We start from the raw sequence: 17627 nt of genomic DNA, 5'->3' as shown, positions 1-17627 counted from the left end.
CAACCTGACGACGGCACCGGTTCCGGTCCGGGTCTACCGTGGAGTGCATGCGGAAATCGCCTGTGGTCGTGTTCGCAGTTGTCGCTGCCGTCGCCACCGCGTGTTCGGGAGGGTCGTCGACCGAGACGACCACCGCCGCGAGCAGCAGCGGTACGGCGCCGTCGTCGGAGAGCGGCGCGCCTGCCGCCACCACCGGAGACCAAAAACCTTGCGGCGCCGATTATCTCGGCACCTTCTCGCAGCGCGAGAAGCTCGCCCAGCTGCTCACCGTCGGCATCACCGGCGCCGACGACGCCACGAATGTGGTGACCACCGAGCAGGTCGGCGGCATCTTCGTCGGAAGCTGGACCGATCCGGGCCTGCTCGATCGCGCCCAGCTCGACGCGGTGAAAGCCCTCGCCAAAGCGCCGTTGATGGTGACGATCGACGAGGAAGGCGGGCGTGTCTCGCGCGCGTCGGCCGTGATCGGTGAGGCGCCCTCGGCTCGGGTGGTCGCCCAGACGCAGACGCCCGAACAGCACTACCAGAACACGCTCACCCGGTCGAAGGCGTTGAAGGACCTCGGCATCACGGTCGATTTCGCGCCCGACACCGATGTGAGCGCCCAGCCCGACAACAGCGTCATCGGCGACCGCTCCTACAGCGACGACCCGCAGGTGGTCACCGAATACGCCGACGCCTACATCCGCGCCTCCAACGAGGTCGGCCTCGGTTCGGTCATCAAGCATTTCCCCGGCCACGGCTCGGGTTCCGGCGATTCGCACACGGGCGCGGTGCGCACGCCCCCGTTCGACGAGCTGAAGACCAAGGACCTGATCCCGTTCCGCGATCTGGTGAACTCCGGCGCGGCCGTGATGGTCGGCCACCTCGATGTGCCGGGCCTCACCGAACCCGACACCCCGGCCAGCATCAGCCCGGCCGTGATGTCGCTGCTGCGCCAGGGCACCGGCTACGGCGCCGCGCCGTTCAACGGCCCGATCTTCACCGACGATCTGGGTGGCATGGCCGCCATCACCGACCGCATGACGATCGCCGAAGCCGTCGAGGCCGCGCTCGTCGCCGGGGCCGACAACGCGCTCTGGATCACCACCGATGCGGTGCCGCAGGTACTCGACCGCTTGGAGCTGTCGGTGTCGAGTGGCAAACTGCCCGCTGATCGAGTCGATGCGTCGGTGCTGCGGATGGCCCGCTACAAGGGTGTCGCACTGGGCTGCTGAGCGGCGTGGCGACTGTGCGGCAAATGGGCACGGGTGGAACTTACCTTGCAGTAAGATGGGGTCTCACCCTGCGGTAGGAGAGTGGATGGCAGGCGGGACGAAGCGGCTTCCCCGGGCGGTTCGCGAGCAGCAGATGCTCGATGCCGCCGTCGAGGTATTCGCGCGCAAAGGCTTCCACGACACATCGATGGACGCGATCGCCGCCGAGGCGAAGATCTCCAAACCCATGCTCTACCTGTATTACGGCTCCAAGGACGAGCTTTTCCGCGCGTGCATCCAGCGCGAGGGGCTTCGCCTGATCGAGGCCGTCGCGCCCGCGGGCAACCCCAAACTCACGCCGCACGAGCAGGTGCGAACGGCACTCGAGGGCTTCCTCGATTTCGTCGACCGCAACCGGCAGTCCTGGCAGGTTCTCTACCGGCAGGCAATCGGTCAGCAAGCATTCGCCGCCGAGATCGAGAACGCCCGCGAGCGCGTCATCGAACTCACCGCGAAGCTGCTGGAATCCAGCGCCAAGCACGCCGAGCCAGGCACCAATTTCGAGGTCGTCGCCGCCGCGGTGATCGGTGCTGGGGAGGCCATCGCCGACCGCGTCGCCGGTGGCCGCATCGAGGTGGCCGAGGCGGTCGACCTGCTCGACGATCTGGCCTGGCGCGGTCTGGCGGGCCGCAAACCCGAGTAGCGGTTGCCCCGGCCGTCGCGACCTGCGATCGTGCTTGTCTGGTAGTTCACGACCGACGGGGTGGCAGTGTTCGGAGTGTTGAAGCCGTGTGCGCACGGTGCGGCGAAGTACGGCATCGATCCGGACCAATGGCAGGCGCACATGTGCGGGCTGTGTCTCGGCCTGCGCGACGGCCACGGCCAGCTGGCCCGCGCGGCGACCAATACCGATGCGATCGTGCTCAGCGTGCTCACCGAGGCGCAGGCGGGCACGGGTTCCCGGACGAACGCCGCGCCCTGCCCGTTGCGCGGTATGCGCCGGGCATCGGTGGTCGCGGCCGACGCGCCGGGTGTGCAGCTGGCCGCCACGGCGTCACTCCTGTTGGGCGCCGCCAAGATTCGCGATCACGTCGACGACGGCGATGCCGGTGCCCTCGCGCGCGGCCCGATGCGTAAGGTCTCCCACTCCTGGGCGGCCCGAGCGCAACGTCAGGCCGACAACATCGGCCTCGACGTGGCTCCGCTGTTGGCGGCGATCGCGACGCAGTCGAGCATCGAAAAACGGGCAGCATCAGGGCATCTCGTGTCGAACGCGGCACCCGCGACCCTGGACGCCCTCACCGGCCCCACCCAGCTGTGCGCGGCCACCCTGTTCGGCCACACCGCCACCCTGGCTGGCAGGCCGGAAAACGTTGCCGCCCTCGAGGAGATCGGCCGCCACGTCGGCCGCATCGCCCACCTTGCCGATGCGATCGAAGACCTCGAACGCGATCGCGCCCGCGGCCGCTTCAACCCGCTCGACGCGACCGGCACCGATATGCCGCGCGCTTACGAACTGGTCCGCGAGAGCGAGGCGAGCATCCGCCGGGCGGCAGCCGAGACCGAACTCGACCAGGTGCCGACGGTGCGCTGGGCCCTGCTCGATCCGCTGGCTGCGCTGTTGCGCAACCTCGGCCGCGGGCTCGGGCTCGTCACCGGGCACACCTGTCGCGCCTCGGCGAATCACCAGCCCTACCAATTCCCTTCCGCACCGGAGCAGAAGTCGTCCGGACCCGGCCCGCTGAAAGCGATCGGCCAGATCTGCGGCGTCTACTGCACCGGTGCGGCGTGCTGCGTCGACCACAACAGTCCCTGCGACGGCAGGCGAAAGAAGGCCTGGCGCAAGAAGTGCAAGGACTGCTGCGACGCGTGCGAGTGCTGCGGCAACTGCGGCGAGTGCGGCAAATGCTGCGGCGACGGTTGCTGCTGCGACTGCAACTGCTAGGAAAACCTCACTCGCACTTCACGATCGGGATGGGGTCGTACTTCACGGTCCGCGTGTGTCGCGAGATCTGCTGCCCCGTCTTGCGATCGGTGATCACCCTGGTATCGGAGATGGTGAATCCGGGCGCGCCCTCGGAGGCGATGCAGTCCTTGCCCTTGGGCAGGGTGATCTCGGTCGGTTCCGTCGGCTTGGTCTTCTCGCCCGTGATCGACTCCACGTCGACGGTTTTCGTTCCCCACAGCCGCACCGTGATGTCGGACCCGGTGGCGACGGCCTGGATGAATACACCGTGTTCGGAATTGTTGCGGAAGGCGAGGTCGATCGCGCCGTCGAACACTGTCGCCTCGCGCGCGGCGGGGTAGCGCGAGATGTAGTAGCTGTGCTCGGTGTGCCCGGCGTCTTCCATGCCCGCGAAGTAGGCGGCGTTGTACAGCGTGGTGGCGAACTGGCTGATGCCACCGCCGACCGCCGTGCTCGGCCTGCCCTTGTCGATGATCCCGGACTCGACATATCCTTCCGCGGCGGTGCGCGGACCGGTGAACCCGTTGAGCGAGAACGTATCTCCGGGTTTCACGACGGCACCGTTCACCTTGGCGGCCACGGTCCGGATGTTCACCCCGGAGGGTCCGCTGAACCCGCCGGTGGTGAATTCGCCGATGGTTTCGTTGATGCCGAGCTTCTCGGCGGCCTCGGTGGTGAGCTTCGGTTCGATGCGCTGATAGACGGCCTCGAACGCCCGCTCGCCCGGCTGGGTGAGCAGCGCGGGCAGCTTCTCCAGCGTCTTGGCCCAGTCGATCTTTTCGCCGACCACCGCCGGTACGACCGTCGGCTTTCCGGCGCCGACGGTGAACGTGGCGTCCTTGGGCTCGATCTCGGTGGTCACCACCTGTGGGCCGAGCAAGCCGATCACGGCGTCGTTGTCGATCTGCGGTGCAAGCCCGCCCTTGCCGTCGGGTACGAAACTCAGCACGCTCGCGATCTGCTCGGGCGTCAGTGCCACCCGGGTGTCCTTGGCCGCCAACGTGATCGGCGAGGCGACAGCTGGCGTGGCGATATCGCGCAACGCCGCCTGCACCGCTTCGGTTCGCACCTCGACCGGTGCCGCGACGACGGGCAGGTCGAGCAGGCTCACCTCGGCCCAGCGCTCGGTGATGGTGCTGCGCGCGCCGTCGATGTCGAGCACCCGGCCCGGGACCGGCGGCACCGCGACGGGTGCGCCGTTCTCGAAGCGAACGGTGCCTTCCACGGTGGGGTTGTCGTGAGTGCGGAACGTGCTCAACTGCTGATCGAGCGCGGCGTTGTCAACGGTGCTGGACACGGGGACGTCGCGCGTCCCGAACAGTGAGACCAATCGACCGACCGGGTTCAGCGGCTGACCGCCGACGGCATCCCAGGTGGCGTCCCAGTCGATGCCGAGACCGGCTGCCGAGGGCACCATGCTGGCCTGCACATCACCGATGCGCACGGGCAGCGGTTGGTCGGCGCGTGGGCCGAGGACGCTGCGCAGCTTGGCGTCGGCCTCGCCCTGTTCCATCCCGCCGACCTCCACGCCGGCGACGACGACGCCGCGTGGCACCTCGCCCACGTTCAGCGCTAAGTCGGCCAGATAGGCGGCGGTGCCGACCGCGAACACGGCACCGACGGCGATCCCGATCCGCTTGACCAGCTGCTGGTCGCCCGGCGGGGTCGGCTGCGGCGCCTGTGGGCGGTGGTCACGGGCGATGGTGCTGATGGGCTGGGTGGGCAGGGCGGTGGTGTCGGCATCGAAAGTGCGATTTGCTTCGAGCAGCTTGCGTAGTCCGACCTCGCCCCGCCCTCGGTCCGCCGGTCGTCCGGCGGTCGACTCGCTGGGCACGGAGGTCCTTCCGTTTCATGGGCCCCGTTGGGTTTACCGGGTGCCCGCCAAGGGTAACGGCCCGGCGCGCACTCGGCAGCCCGGCGAAGTGGGGCAGACAGCAGGAAGGCCCCGTGTAGTTGCCGGGTCGGGGGTCTGGCAACTACACGGAGCCGATCTGTTTATCGCGGCCCTCACCGGGGCGTTACAGCCGATTTTCGGTCGATTTCGACCGGGCGCGCGATGCCGCCGGGCAGCTGGGCTCGGTCGCACGCGACAATCAGGGGTGAGACTCGCCACCAGGGACCGGACAACGAGGGAGAACTGATGCAGTTGGGAATGATCGGCCTCGGCCGGATGGGCGCCAATATCGTGCGCCGCATCGCGCGTGACGGGCACAGCGCCGTCGGGCACGAGCGCCACCAGGGCCACATCGACGAGCTGTCCGCCGAGCTCGGCGACAGCTTCCGGGGCAGCACCGACCTGAAGGAATTCGTCGGGATGCTCGACGCGCCACGGGTGGTGTGGGTGATGATTCCCGCCGGTGCCACCGGCGCCGCGATCGACGAGCTCGCCGACCTGCTCGAGCCGGGCGACACCATCATCGACGGCGGCAACAGCCGCTACCACGAGGACATCAAGCGCTCGAAGGCGCTGGCCCCCAAGGGGATCCACTACCTCGATGTCGGTACCTCGGGCGGCGTCTTCGGTCTGGAACGCGGCTTCTGCCTGATGATCGGCGGCGAGGACGAACAGGTGCGCAGGCTCGAGCCGCTGTTCAAGTCGATCGCGCCCGGTGTCGATGCCGCACCGCGTACCCCCGGCCGCACCGGTGAGCCGACCCCGTCCGAGCAGGGCTGGCTGCACTGCGGCCCGGCGGGCGCGGGTCATTTCGTGAAGATGGTGCACAACGGCATCGAGTACGGCGCGATGAGCGCCTACGCCGAGGGGCTGAACATCCTCAAGCACGCCGATATGGGCGCCGATCACGGCGGCGAGCACTCCGCCGAGGAAACCCCGCTCGAGCACCCGGAGTACTACCAGTACAAGCTCGACATCCCGGAGATCACCGAGGTGTGGCGGCGTGGTTCGGTGGTGGCCTCCTGGCTGCTCGACCTCACCGCGGGCGCGCTGTTCGCCGACCCGAACCTCGATTCCTTCAGCGGCCGGGTGTCCGATTCCGGCGAGGGCCGCTGGACCATCGACGCCGCCATCGACACCGCCGTCCCGGTTCCGGTGCTGTCGGCCGCGCTGTTCCAGCGCTTCTCCTCGCGCGGGGAGGCCGAATACGCCGACAAGATGCTCTCGGCCATGCGCAAGGCGTTCGGCGGCCACATCGAGCTGCCGAAGTAGACGTCCGCACCCGGCCGCCCGTCATCACGGGCGGCCGGGCCCGCGTGGGGCACAAACTTCCGGAGATTACCTGGTCAAACGAGTCTTCGAGAGTAAAACAAGGATGTTCCACAAATAATGGAACACGTTCTTGTTTTTCAGGACAACTGTCCAGTTCCGCCGTTACCTTGTCGCCAGAGGGGGAGCACCACTCGATGAGGATTCGCCCCACCTGTCCAGGGTGGGCTTTGGAGGAAATCATGATCCGGACTTCGCGCACCGCCGCGGGAATCGCCACGACCGCGCTGGTCATCGCCTGCGCGGGCGTAGCCCTCGGCTCCGGCGTCGTCGCCGCCGACAGCACCTGCTCGGTTCGTAGTCACGCCGAGAAGCGCGACGCGAGCACCGTCGGCGTCACCCACGTCTACGACAAGATCGCGAGCGCCGAGGAGATCGGCGTGGGCACCACGGTCACCTACAAGGTGGTCGTCGGGACCACCGGCATCGGCAACCCCTACGTCAACACCATCACCGACTTCCCGCCCAGCGGCTTCGGTGCCCCCGTCAAGACCACGGTCACCGCCTATCACGCCATCGGCGGCCAGGTCACCGAGGATGTGACGCCCGAACCGAACGCCGGCGGCTGGAAGGTCACCAGCACCGGCTGGTTCGTGAACTCGGGCAACCCCGTGACCCTCACCATCACCTACCCGGTCCCGTCCTCGTTGCAACCAGGTCAGCAGGTGACCAGCGGTGGTGTCGGCGTCGCGGGCACGGTGGGCGTGAGCAACGAAATGCCCAACCTCACCGCGTGTTTCACCGCGCGTGGCGCCAATGCGGGCGAGACGGTGATCGGCAGTCTCGGCGAGAACGGCCTCGGGTCCTCCGACGGTCAGCTGAGCTCCACCGGTTCGGCCACCGACATCCTCTCCGACGTGCTGCGCAACCTGATCGGCAGCTGATGTTCGCCCGGCTGTGTTCGATCGTGGCAGCGATCTCGGCGTCGATAGTGCTCACGGTCGGCACGGCCGGGGCCGATGTCTCCCGCCTCGACAGCGTCGAGCGGCCCGGTCAGCGGCAGCAGACGCTGCACGTGTACTCCGCGTCGATGGACCGGGTCATCCCCCTGCGGGTGATCACACCCTTCGACACCAGCGAACCCCGCCCGACCCTGTATCTGCTGAACGGCGCGGGCGGGGGCGAGGACGTGGCGAACTGGTACGACCAGACCGATATCGTCGAGTTCTTCGCCGACAAGAACGTCAACGTCGTCACCCCCGCCGAGGGCGCGTTCTCCTACTACACCGACTGGCAGCGCGACGACCCCAAGCTCGGACGCAACAAGTGGCAGACCTTTCTCACCGAGGAGCTGCCGCCGATCATCGACGTCACCCTCGGCACCACCGGGGTGAATGCGGTTGCGGGCCTGTCCATGTCGGCCACCGCTGCCCTGAACCTGGCCATTGCCGCCCCTGATCGCTACCGCGCAGTCGGCGCTTTCAGCGGCTGCGCCACGGTCGAAGATCCGATGAGCCGCGCGTTCATCGACCTCGTTCTGGCCCGCGCCGGCGCCGATCCGGTGAACATGTGGGGCCCGCCCGACGACCCCGCCTGGCGGGCCAACGACGCCTACCTCAACGCGGATCGACTGCGCGGCAGGACGATCTACCTGTCCAGCGCCTCCGGGCTCCCCGGACCCGCCGAAACCCTTCCGCCCGGAGCGACTCCCGGCAAAGCCCTCGGCATGGCCAACCAGATCATGCTCGGCGGCGCCATCGAAGCGGCGGCCAACTTCTGTACTCAGCGGCTGGCTGCACGCCTGAACGAGTTGAACATCCCCGCGCACACCATCTTCCGGCCTGCGGGCGCGCACACCTGGCACTACTGGGAGCAAGATCTGCATGCCTCTTGGCCGTTGCTCGCCGCCGCCATAGGTACGGAATAGCCAGTTACACAAAAGGTTTCGCGAGTCAAGCCCCCACAAGTTTCGGAAACGCCCTCGCTGAAACCCCCGATGTGACAGTTAGCTCTGCTCAGTTACCCGAGAGGTTCCCCCATGCACCGTCGAATGATCCGAGTCCTCGTCACCACCGCTGCTGTCGCGGGCATCGCCGCGGGCGCCACCTCCCCGGCCCTCGCCGCCCCCGCGCAGCCCGCGGTCATCGCCGAGTCCGGCTCCGCGGGCACCGGTTCCGCCCTCATCGACTTCCCCCTCGGCATCATGAAGCTTCTCATCTGCGGTCCCTGGGGCGCCGCCGAGCCGCACCCGAACCCGATGTGCCGCTGACAAAGGCGCGAAGACAACTACGGCGGCCCCCGGATTCCGGGTGCCGCCGTAGTTGTTTCAGCGTGTGACTACCGCTCGATGATCGCGACGACGCCCTGGCCGCCCGCGGCGCAGATGGAGACCAGCGCGCGGCCGGAACCCTTCTCCGCCAGCATCTTCGCGGTCGAGGCGACGATGCGGCCGCCGGTCGCGGCGAACGGGTGGCCCGCGGCGAGCGAGGAACCGTTCACGTTGAGCTTGCTGCGGTCGATCGAGCCGAGCGCACCGTCGAGACCCAGGCGCTCCTTGCAGTAGGCGTCGGACTCCCACGCGGCGAGCGTGCACAGCACCACGGAGGCGAAGGCCTCGTGGATCTCGTAGTAGTCGAAGTCCTGCAGCTTCAGGCCGTTGCGGGCCAGCAGACGCGGCACCGCGTAGGTGGGCGCCATCAGCAGGCCGTCGGGGCCGTGGATGTAGTCCACCGAGGCCACCTCGGAGTCCACCAGGTGCGCGAGCACCGGCAGCTTGCGCTCGGCGGCCCACTCGTCGGTCGACAGCAGCACCGCCGACGCGCCGTCGGTGAGCGGGGTGGAGTTGCCCGCGGTCATGGTGGCGTCGCCCAGCTTGGTGCCGAACACCGGCTTCAGCGTGGCCAGCTTCTCGACGGTCGAACCGGGACGCAGGTTGTCGTCGCGGGTCAGCCCGAGGAACGGGGTGATCAGGTCGTCGAAGAAGCCACGGTCGTAGGCGGCGGCCATGTTCTTGTGCGAGAGGTAGGCCAGCTCGTCCTGTGCCTCGCGGGAGACGCCGAATTCCTTGGCGGTGATGGCGGCGTGCTCACCCATCGACAGCCCGGTGCGCGGCTCGGCGTTGCGCGGGATCTCGATGCCGAGCATCGAGGGCCGCAACTGCCCGACCAGCTTGAGCCGGTCCTTGTTGGTCTTGGCGCGGTTGGCGTTGAGCATCCACTCGCGCATGTCCTCGCTCACGCCGATCGGCGCGTCGGAGGTGGTGTCGGTACCGCCGCCGATGCCCGCCTCGATGCGGCCCATCGCGATCGCGTCGCCGACGGTCGCCACGGCCTGCAGGCCGGTGCCACAGGCGAGCTGCAGGTCGTGTGCGGGGGTGTAGGGCGAGAGCTTGGAGCCGAGCACGCTCTCACGGATCAGACTGTGCTCGCCGACGCGCTTGAGCACGGCGCCGCCGACGACCATGCCGAGGCGTTCGCCCTGCAGGCCGAAGCGGCTGACCAGCCCGTCGAGGGTGGCGGTGAACATGTCCTGGTTGGACGCGTGCGCGTAGGCCTTGTCGGAGCGCGCGAACGGAATTCGGTTACCGCCAACGATCGCGACCGGGCGCTGCGTCTTCGCGGTTTTGGCGGTACCTGCCTTGGCCGCCGTCGAGCGGGCTTTGCTTGTCACTCGAGTTCTCCATGGTCTCGTCGGGTGATCGGTTGTCATCCAACTTACTCTGGAGTAAGTTCGTTGTCGACACCGTACCCGCGAATGTGAAGGTAGGAACAGTGGCAGCCAAGAGCAAGGGCGCACCCAACCTCTACGGATCCTTCATCCACTCCGCCCCCGGCGCGTTCCTCGCGAGCAAGCTGGGCCTGCCCCAGCCCGCGGAGCTGCGCCGCTACAAGGCAGGCGAGCCCGCGCTTCCGGGCCCGGTGCTGCTCGGCGGCAAGGGTCGCCTCGCCGAGCCGATCCGTGCCCTGCTCACCGATTACACCATCGCCGACTCGCTCGAGTCCGGAACCAAGTACGGCGCGCTGGTCTTCGACGCCACCGGCATCGACTCCATCGAGAAGCTCGAGCAGCTGTTCGAGTTCTTCCAGCCCGCCATGCGCAACCTCGCGCCGTCGGGCCGCGTCGTGGTGCTCGGCAGCACGCCGGAGCTGGTCGGTTCGGTCGACGAGCAGATCGCCCAGCGCGCGCTCGAGGGCTTCACCCGGTCCGTTGCCAAGGAACTGCTGCGCGGCGCCACCGCCCAGCTCGTCTACGTGCACCCCGAGGCCGGCTCCTCGGCCACGGGTGTCGAGTCGACCCTGCGCTTCCTGCTCTCGGCCAAGTCGGCGTTCGTCGACGGTCAGGTCATCCGCGTCGGCAAGGCCGATTCCGTGGCGCCCGCCAGCTGGGACAAGCCCCTCGCGGGCAAGGTCGCCGTGGTCACCGGTGCCGCGCGCGGTATCGGTGCCACCATCGCCGAGGTGTTCGCCCGTGACGGCGCCACCGTGATCGTCGCCGACATCCCCGCCGCCGGTGAGGCCCTGTCCGAGACCGCCAACAAGGTCGGCGCCACCGCCCTGGCGCTCGACGTCACCGCGCTCGACGCCGCCGAGCGCCTCGCCGAGTTCGCCACCGAGCGCTTCGGCGGCATCGACATCGTCGTCCACAACGCGGGCATCACCCGCGACAAGCTGCTCGCCAACATGGACGAGGGCCGTTGGAACTCGGTCATCAACGTCAACCTCGCCGCGCCGCACCGCATCACCTCCGGCCTCGTCGCCAAGGGTGTGCTCTCCGAGGGTGGCCGTGTGATCGACGTGTCCTCCATCGCGGGCATCGCGGGTAACCGCGGCCAGACCAACTACGGCGCCTCCAAGGCGGGCGTCATCGGCATGGTCGACGCCGAGGCGCCGCTGCTGTCGGAGAAGGGCATCACCATCAACGCGGTGGCCCCCGGCTTCATCGAAACCGCCATGACCGCCGCCATCCCCGTCGGCACCCGCGAGGCGGGCCGCCTGATGAGCTCGCTGCTGCAGGGCGGCCAGACCGTCGACGTCGCCGAGACCATCGCCTACTTCGCCAGCCCGGCGTCGAACGCGGTGAGCGGCAACGTTGTTCGCGTCTGCGGGCAGAGCCTGATCGGCGCCTGATGACCCAGACCATCACGCTCACCGAGATCCCGGGCAACGGCTCGCTGTACGCGAAGGCGGCCATCGGCGCCGTCCCGCTGCCCGCGCCGCTCTCGGGCCGCAAGCCCGTACTGCCCGACCGCCGGGTCGCCATCGAGGGTGTGCGGGTCGACCCCGACCACCTCGCAGCCTACTGCCACGCCACCGGCCTGCGCTTCGGCGACACCCTCCCGCTCACCTACCCGTTCGTCCTGGCGTTCCCGCTGATGATGGAACTGCTCGTGGCGCGGGACTTCCCGTTCACCGCGGTGGGTTCGGTGCACTTCTCCAACGTCATCGAACGCACCCGTGAGATCTCGGCGGCTGAGCCGTTGGACTTCACCGTGCACACCGAGAACCTGCGCGAGCACCCGAAAGGCCTGCTGGTAGACGCGGTTACAGAGATCCGCGTCGGCCGTGAACTGGTGTGGCGTCAGGTGGCGACCATGCTGCATCAGCAGCGCACCTCGCTGTCCGGCGGTCCGAAGTCCGCACCCCCGCCGGAGGAGGTTCCCCCGCCGCCGCTGCGCGTGCAGCGTGTCGATCAGAAGATCATCAACCGCTACGCCGCCGCCTCGGGCGACCGCAACCCGATCCACGTCTCCGGAATCGGCGCCAAGGCAATGGGTTTCCCCACCACCATCGCCCACGGCATGTGGTCGGCGGCGACAATCCTCGGCACCATCGAGGGCCGTGTCCCCGAAAAGGCCACCTACACGGTCAAATTCGGCAAGCCGATCCTCCTGCCTTCCTCGGTGAACATCTACGCCGAGAAGGCCGACACCGGCTGGGATCTGTCGATGCTGCACCCCAAGAAGGGTTTCCCCCACCTCACCGCCACCGTGCGCTGAGTTCTTCGTTGCCGGAAGGCCGCGTATCCCATTCGGGATATGCGGCCTTTTCCGTTGTGCACGTGGTTATATGGCAGGCAACCAGTAGCTATACAGTGTCCATCAAACCGGTTGCGCGACAATCGTTGTGGCTGATCGTTCTGTTACTGGTCCTGCATGTGACATCAATCATGGTGTACGCCAGGTATTAGCTGGGTAACAAGATGGGTTCGGCGCCGTGCCGAAAGATCACGAGTACATCGGGCTTCGGGTCGAATCCGCCTCGGGGCCGCAACCGACCGCTTGTACTGCAGTGTTCAACTTTTCCAGCTGGCATCGAGTTGTGGATTCCGAACGATCGTTCTGAAACCCTCGCACACCTCTCCGATTACCTCTCGCTTGACGGCAAATGTTCAGCATTGCCCTGGCAAGTGCCCCGAAAACAAGTGTCTGCGGAACTGTCCGCCCCCCGTGTTAGAACCTTTCCAGTCGGCAACGCAGTCGGCAATCATGCTTAATACCAAGGGGTTTCACTTCATGAAGAAGATCCGCACGCTCGGTTTCGGCATCGCCCTCGCGGCCGGTATCGCCATGTTCGGCACCGGTGTGGCCTCCGCCGCCGAAGAGCCCGCAACCGGCTCCTCCGAAAGCCTGGCCGCCATCGTCGAGGCTCTGTCGTCCGGTTCGGCTGCTGCGGAGGACCCGACCGATCCGGCCACCGACATCGCCGAGGAGCCGGCGGAGACCCCGGACACCGGTTCGGCTGACAGCCTGGCCACCATCCTCGAGTCGCTGTCCTCGGGCTCGGCCGGCGCCGAAGAGCCCACCGACCCGGCCACCGACATCGCCGAGGAGCCGGCGGAGACTCCCGAGACCGGTTCCGCTGACAGCCTGGCCACCATCCTCGAGGCCCTGTCCTCAGGCTCGGCCGGCACCGAGGAGCCCACCGACCCGGGCACCACCACCCCCTGATTCATCAGCACGTAGAAAACAAATGCCCCGTCCCACGACGGGGCATTTGCCATACCGGCACAGCATCGGCCGCCATCGACACCCCTCACGGAGCATGGTTTCGTTGGCGGTGGCGTGCTTGGATCGCTAATCATTCGGAGGATGGGCTGTGTACAAGATGAGGGCATTTGGGTCTGCTGTCGTGGTTGGGCTCGCGTTGACTTTGTTGGGTGCTCAGGCTTCGGCGGTTCCCGGCCTGCCCAGCGGGTCGTCGGAGGTCGTCCCTCCGACCGCCGAATCGATCAGCGCTGCGTTTCCGCGGTTGGTTCCGCAGAGTGCGGAAAGTGAAATCGGGTACCGGGGTGCGACCTGCTGGCAGACCGATCGCGGGTACGTTCCCAGCGCCAATGCGGGTGACCCAGAATTCGGCAACTGGGCGTGGCAGTGGCGGTGTTATGGCGGAGGGGATGGCAACGACCCCTTCTATCGGATCTACGCCTACCACTCCGCCGTCGACGTTCAGTCGGTGGTCGCCGCCCTCCCGCCGTCATCGGTGACGACCGACGTCAATCACGGCCGCGAATACACGAACCATCAGTACACCGACAACGGAAACAAGATCATCACCACCTTCTCGGGCGACGCCCAACGCGCAACCTTCCTCATGTTCACCGACGGATACGGCACACCGGACGAGGTCATGAACTGGTGGCGCGAGGCCCCGCTGAACTAGAAACCGGCAGCCGACCGCATCGCAGACGGTGCCGCCTTATGGGGATTGGTAGCAGCCGTGCTGGCACGTGTTGCCGCCATGCGGCTCTGCTTACATAAAGAGCGAAAGCGGTTGTGCCGCAGTGTATTAAGTGAAGCTCTTGCCGTGCTTGATGCTACGATCGCCGGTTGCCCGCGTGTGAGCGGGCTCGAGCGAGACTAGGGGTAGGCGTGTCGACGCCAGGAGAAATTTGGTCTGAGCAGACCGACTTCAGTACGGCCAATGGGATCTATTGCGGTGTGTGTGGAGGTACGCCTGCCGTGCGCACGCCGATTCGATCGCATCGTGGATTCTTGTGGTTCATGCGATTCATCACCGAGCCGGGACCGTTCTGCAGAAACTGCGGGACGGCGACGTATCGGCGATTGACCGCCGAGAGCGCGTGGCTCGGCTGGTTCGGGCTGATCTCGTTGGTGGCGAACCCGGTGACCATGTTGCTGAACATCGGGGCGGCGAACCGGGTGCGGCGTTTGCCTCCACCGATTCCTGGTGCTCCCGGCCCGTCGCTGGACCCCGGCAAGCCGCTGTGGCGGCGGGCGGGCATGCTCGGACTCCTGATTCCGGTGATATTCCTGCCCTTGTTGGCGATCGTCCAGGTGAACGCAGAGGAGCGGTCCGCGAGCAGTGCCGAAGTCGGGGACTGCGTGGTGAACCGCAACGGCAACCGAACCGAGGACGACAACCCGAATGTCGAGAAGATCGCCTGCTCCGACCCACGCGCAACCGGAAGGGTGATCGCCAAAGTCAGGGGCAGCAAGGGACATTCGGATTTCGCGAATGACTACTTGTGCGCCGGTTACACAGCCACGGAGTTCTTCTACACCACAGACGACTTCACTCTTTGCCTCGTAACGCCGTGATGAGATCCGGGACCGGAAGGGTGGGAGTGAATCGCGTTCTGTTGCAACGAGCCTTGACTGATCCTGGGCTCCGAGCACTACCTGCCCAAGTCGAGGGTCTCCTCCGAGACCTCGCGGCTCCACCCCGTCTCGGCGCTCACCTCCGGGCGGTGCACGAAGTGGCGTGGGAGTTGGTCGATTGGGTCGAAATCCGTAATCGAGGCTTGTGGTTCGACCGCGAGGCTGTGCTGTTCGGCGCGGCAACACACGACATCGGCAAGATCCTTCATCCCGAGGAGTTGTCGGGGCCAGGTTCGGCGCACGAGCTGGCCGGTTTCGAACTCCTCGTGGCACACGGCTTCGACGAGAAGTCGGCGCGATTCGCACGAACCCACAGCTCGTGGACCGCGGCCGAGGTCGAAACGGAAGATTTGCTGGTCAGCCTGGCAGACAAGATATGGAAAGCGAAGCGTGTTCCTGAACTGGAGGAACTGATAGTGCAGCGCCTCGCCACCGCTGAAGGTCAGCCATCATGGCAGGTATTCATGGCCCTCGACGACGAACTCGATCGCATCGCCGCCCACGCCGACCACCGACTCGCTTTCCAGGGAGGCTATCCGGTCCGTGCATAACCTGACGGCCTGCCACCACCTGACACCGAAGTTCGTCGTTGGCGTTCCGATGACCCAATCGACCCGATGAAGGATACGTTGTATGCCTAGCTTTCCTCTCGATCTGCAAGCATCTATAGACAAAGAGATTGGACTGCTCGCTTTAGCGGAGATGTATGAAGACGATATATCTGCGGACCTGGTGATCGCTATTGATGGCGGCCGGTACAGTGTTCGAATGCACTCGAATACCCAGCCGGTCATATTCCCTGATGATGAATTGTTGACGTCGGTAGGGAGGTTCGTATCCCTGCATGCCGAATATGGCACCCGCTTGCAATCCATTGCCTATCATTACGAGAAAGATCCGACCGGATCATGGGACTGGTCGGCGGTATTCCAAGACGATCGGCGATAGGGTGTTCGGAGTGGCGCAGTGGGTCAGCTGAATTCTTCGCCCGTTTGGTGAACACGGATTGGCCGACGGATCGCGAGGTCAGTCGGTGGCGAGGTCGGCCGGGGTCGGGACAACCACTCCGTAGATGTCGCCGATGGTGGCGAGGGCGGCGGCGTGGAGTTGGGGGGCGGGGACTTGGGCTAGGGGGCGGGTGGCGCAGGCGTTGGCTACTACGGTGGGTTTGTTGCCGCGGAGGAAGGCGCCTTCGGCGGTGAAGGTGACGCACATGTGGGTCATGAAGCCGGCGATGATGACGGATTCGTTGCCTGCGGCATCGACGAGGTCGCCGAGTTCGGTGTCGACGAAGGAGTTGGGGAAGGACTTCACGACGACGGCTTCGTCGGGGGTGGGGGTCAGTTTGGGGTGGATCTGGCCGATGTCGGTGGTGATGTCGTAGGGGCTGCCTTCGCCGCTGTTGTGCATCACGTGGATGACGGTGGTGCCTGCGCGACGGGCTTGGTCGAGCAGGTCGGCGGCGGCGTCGAGCGCCGGTTCCCAGCCGGTCAGTTCCATGACACCGCGGGTGTAGGTGTTCTGGTAGTCGACCAGGATCAGGGTCGAGGTGGCGAGGGCGGCGGGGGTTTCGTCGAGGCCGCTGAGCTGGCGCAGGGTTGTGGAGGTCATGGGTTCCACGCTATGGCCGGCCAGTGATGTCTGCAATGTCATGTAACCTGCAGATTCGGACATCGGCAGGAGGTGGATGGTGGGACGGCTCATTGTGGTGGTGCTGTTCGAAGGGGTCGACCTGCTCGACGTGACGGGGCCGCCCGAGGTGTTCTCGCTGCTGCAGCGGGAGATGGACGAGCCGACCGGCTACGAAGTGGTGCTGGCCGCCGAGACTTTGGATCCGGTCACGACCTCGGCGGGGGTCCGGGTGCTGCCCGACGTGACGTTCGACGGGTTGGCCGGGCGGCGGATCGACACGATCGTCGTGCCGGGCGCGGTCGAGACCGATGAACGGCGACAAGTTCGCGCGGTCGTGGAACCAGTTGTGGTAAAGGCTGTTTCGACGATGGCGACCGGTGCTCGCCGGGTGGCTTCGGTGTGTGTCGGGGCGCATGTGCTCGCGGCGGCGGGGTTGCTCGACGGCAAGCGCGCCACCACGCACTGGTCGACCGCGCACCAACTCGCCGCCGAGCATCCGGCGGTGCGGGTCGATGCCGATCCGATCTATATCCGCGACGACAATGTGTGGACCGGCGCGGGGCTCACCGCCTGCCTCGATCTCACGCTGGCCCTGGTCGCCGACGACTTCGGTGAGGAGCTCGCGCTGCGCGTCGCCCGTCAGCTGGTGATGTTCCTGAAGCGGCCGAGCGGCCAGAGCCAGTTCAGTGTTTCGCTCGAGCCGGTCTCCACCACCCGCCGCATCGACGAGCTGCGGCACTACATCGCGGGCAATATCGCGCGTCCGCTCACGGTGACCGAGCTGGCCGAACAGGCACATGTGAGCGAACGCCAGCTCACGCGGATTTTTCGGACCGAGCTGGGGATGACGCCTGCCGCCTATATCGAGGCGGCGCGGGTGGAGGTCGCGCGGCATCGGCTCGAGACGACCGACGAAACGCTGCAGCGCATCGCGGCCGGCTGTGGGTTCAACACCGTCGATACCCTGGCGCGCGCCTTTCGCCGACGGCTCGACACCACCCCTGCGGAGTACCGGAATCGGTTCCGCATCGGGTGATCACTAAGCTGTCGACT

18 protein-coding genes are annotated in these 17627 nt (G+C 66.7%); 15 read left to right on the top strand and 3 right to left on the bottom strand.

Going from position 1 to position 17627, the window contains the following annotated elements:
* Window positions 1-47 precede the first annotated feature (47 nt).
* The 3 genes from ACWEVR_RS15980 to ACWEVR_RS15970 all read left to right on the top strand — a co-directional run bounded on the left by ACWEVR_RS15980 (window position 48) and on the right by ACWEVR_RS15970 (window position 3141).
* Window positions 48-1217, top strand: a complete 1170-nt coding sequence (locus ACWEVR_RS15980; protein WP_452467532.1) for a glycoside hydrolase family 3 N-terminal domain-containing protein — start codon at window positions 48-50, stop codon at window positions 1215-1217.
* Window positions 1218-1302: 85 nt separating this feature from the next.
* Window positions 1303-1899, top strand: coding sequence for a TetR/AcrR family transcriptional regulator (locus tag ACWEVR_RS15975; protein WP_452467531.1), 597 nt, complete (start codon window positions 1303-1305; stop codon window positions 1897-1899).
* Window positions 1900-1959: 60 nt separating this feature from the next.
* A complete protein-coding gene (locus tag ACWEVR_RS15970; RefSeq protein ID WP_452467530.1) occupies window positions 1960-3141 on the top strand; it encodes a DUF5685 family protein in 1182 nt (393 codons plus the stop codon).
* Window positions 3142-3148: 7 nt separating this feature from the next.
* Here ACWEVR_RS15970 and ACWEVR_RS15965 read toward each other — a convergent pair whose 3' ends face one another.
* Entirely contained in the window at window positions 3149-4996 is a 1848-nt protein-coding gene (locus tag ACWEVR_RS15965; RefSeq protein ID WP_452467529.1) for a VanW family protein, read from the bottom strand.
* A gap of 306 nt (window positions 4997-5302) precedes the next feature.
* Between ACWEVR_RS15965 and gnd the strand changes: the two genes are divergently transcribed.
* From gnd to ACWEVR_RS15945, 4 genes are all read left to right on the top strand, one after another.
* A complete protein-coding gene (gene gnd, locus ACWEVR_RS15960) occupies window positions 5303-6328 on the top strand; it encodes a phosphogluconate dehydrogenase (NAD(+)-dependent, decarboxylating) (protein ID WP_452467528.1) in 1026 nt (341 codons plus the stop codon).
* A 239-nt stretch (window positions 6329-6567) separates the two neighbouring features.
* Window positions 6568-7269: a hypothetical protein gene (locus ACWEVR_RS15955; protein WP_452467527.1), complete on the top strand. Its 702-nt coding sequence runs from the start codon at window positions 6568-6570 to the stop codon at window positions 7267-7269.
* On the top strand, window positions 7269-8252 hold the full coding sequence (locus tag ACWEVR_RS15950; protein WP_452467526.1) for an alpha/beta hydrolase: 984 nt from the start codon (window positions 7269-7271) through the stop codon (window positions 8250-8252). Before ACWEVR_RS15955 ends, ACWEVR_RS15950 begins: the two co-directional genes overlap by 1 nt.
* 111 nt (window positions 8253-8363) lie before the next feature.
* A complete protein-coding gene (locus tag ACWEVR_RS15945) occupies window positions 8364-8594 on the top strand; it encodes a hypothetical protein (protein WP_439265989.1) in 231 nt (76 codons plus the stop codon).
* Between the two features lie 68 nt (window positions 8595-8662).
* On the opposite strand, the gene ACWEVR_RS15940 is transcribed toward ACWEVR_RS15945, so the two are convergent.
* Entirely contained in the window at window positions 8663-9994 is a 1332-nt protein-coding gene (locus ACWEVR_RS15940) for an acetyl-CoA C-acetyltransferase (protein ID WP_452467525.1), read from the bottom strand.
* A gap of 101 nt (window positions 9995-10095) precedes the next feature.
* Between ACWEVR_RS15940 and ACWEVR_RS15935 the strand changes: the two genes are divergently transcribed.
* From ACWEVR_RS15935 to ACWEVR_RS15905, 7 genes are all read left to right on the top strand, one after another.
* The gene (locus ACWEVR_RS15935; protein WP_452467524.1) at window positions 10096-11451 is read left to right on the top strand and encodes a 3-oxoacyl-ACP reductase; all 1356 of its coding nucleotides are present in this window, start codon (window positions 10096-10098) and stop codon (window positions 11449-11451) included.
* The gene (locus tag ACWEVR_RS15930; protein WP_452467523.1) at window positions 11451-12320 is read left to right on the top strand and encodes a MaoC family dehydratase; all 870 of its coding nucleotides are present in this window, start codon (window positions 11451-11453) and stop codon (window positions 12318-12320) included. The genes ACWEVR_RS15935 and ACWEVR_RS15930 overlap by 1 nt, the downstream gene beginning before the upstream one ends.
* Before the next feature lie 516 nt (window positions 12321-12836).
* A complete protein-coding gene (locus ACWEVR_RS15925; RefSeq protein ID WP_452467522.1) occupies window positions 12837-13271 on the top strand; it encodes a hypothetical protein in 435 nt (144 codons plus the stop codon).
* 301 nt (window positions 13272-13572) lie between these two features.
* Complete coding sequence (locus tag ACWEVR_RS15920; protein ID WP_452467521.1) at window positions 13573-13983, top strand: hypothetical protein; 411 nt, start codon at window positions 13573-13575, stop codon at window positions 13981-13983.
* A 470-nt stretch (window positions 13984-14453) separates the two neighbouring features.
* A complete protein-coding gene (locus ACWEVR_RS15915; RefSeq protein ID WP_452467629.1) occupies window positions 14454-14882 on the top strand; it encodes an LppU/SCO3897 family protein in 429 nt (142 codons plus the stop codon).
* Window positions 14883-15031: 149 nt separating this feature from the next.
* Entirely contained in the window at window positions 15032-15493 is a 462-nt protein-coding gene (locus tag ACWEVR_RS15910) for an HD domain-containing protein (RefSeq protein WP_452467520.1), read from the top strand.
* A gap of 82 nt (window positions 15494-15575) precedes the next feature.
* Window positions 15576-15890 (top strand): hypothetical protein, encoded by a 315-nt coding sequence (locus ACWEVR_RS15905; RefSeq protein WP_452467519.1) that lies wholly within the window; start codon window positions 15576-15578, stop codon window positions 15888-15890.
* 78 nt (window positions 15891-15968) lie between these two features.
* Here the strand turns inward: ACWEVR_RS15905 and ACWEVR_RS15900 are convergent, their stop codons facing one another.
* A complete protein-coding gene (locus ACWEVR_RS15900; protein WP_452467518.1) occupies window positions 15969-16553 on the bottom strand; it encodes a cysteine hydrolase family protein in 585 nt (194 codons plus the stop codon).
* 79 nt (window positions 16554-16632) lie between these two features.
* Here ACWEVR_RS15900 and ACWEVR_RS15895 point away from each other — a divergent pair, with 79 nt between their 5' ends.
* Window positions 16633-17610 (top strand): GlxA family transcriptional regulator, encoded by a 978-nt coding sequence (locus tag ACWEVR_RS15895; protein WP_452467517.1) that lies wholly within the window; start codon window positions 16633-16635, stop codon window positions 17608-17610.
* Window positions 17611-17627 lie beyond the last annotated feature (17 nt).

This window comes from Nocardia sp. NPDC003979 (assembly GCF_053605015.1).
The sequence above is the reverse complement of the archived record's forward strand: the minus strand, read 5'-3'. Positions and strand labels throughout refer to the sequence as shown.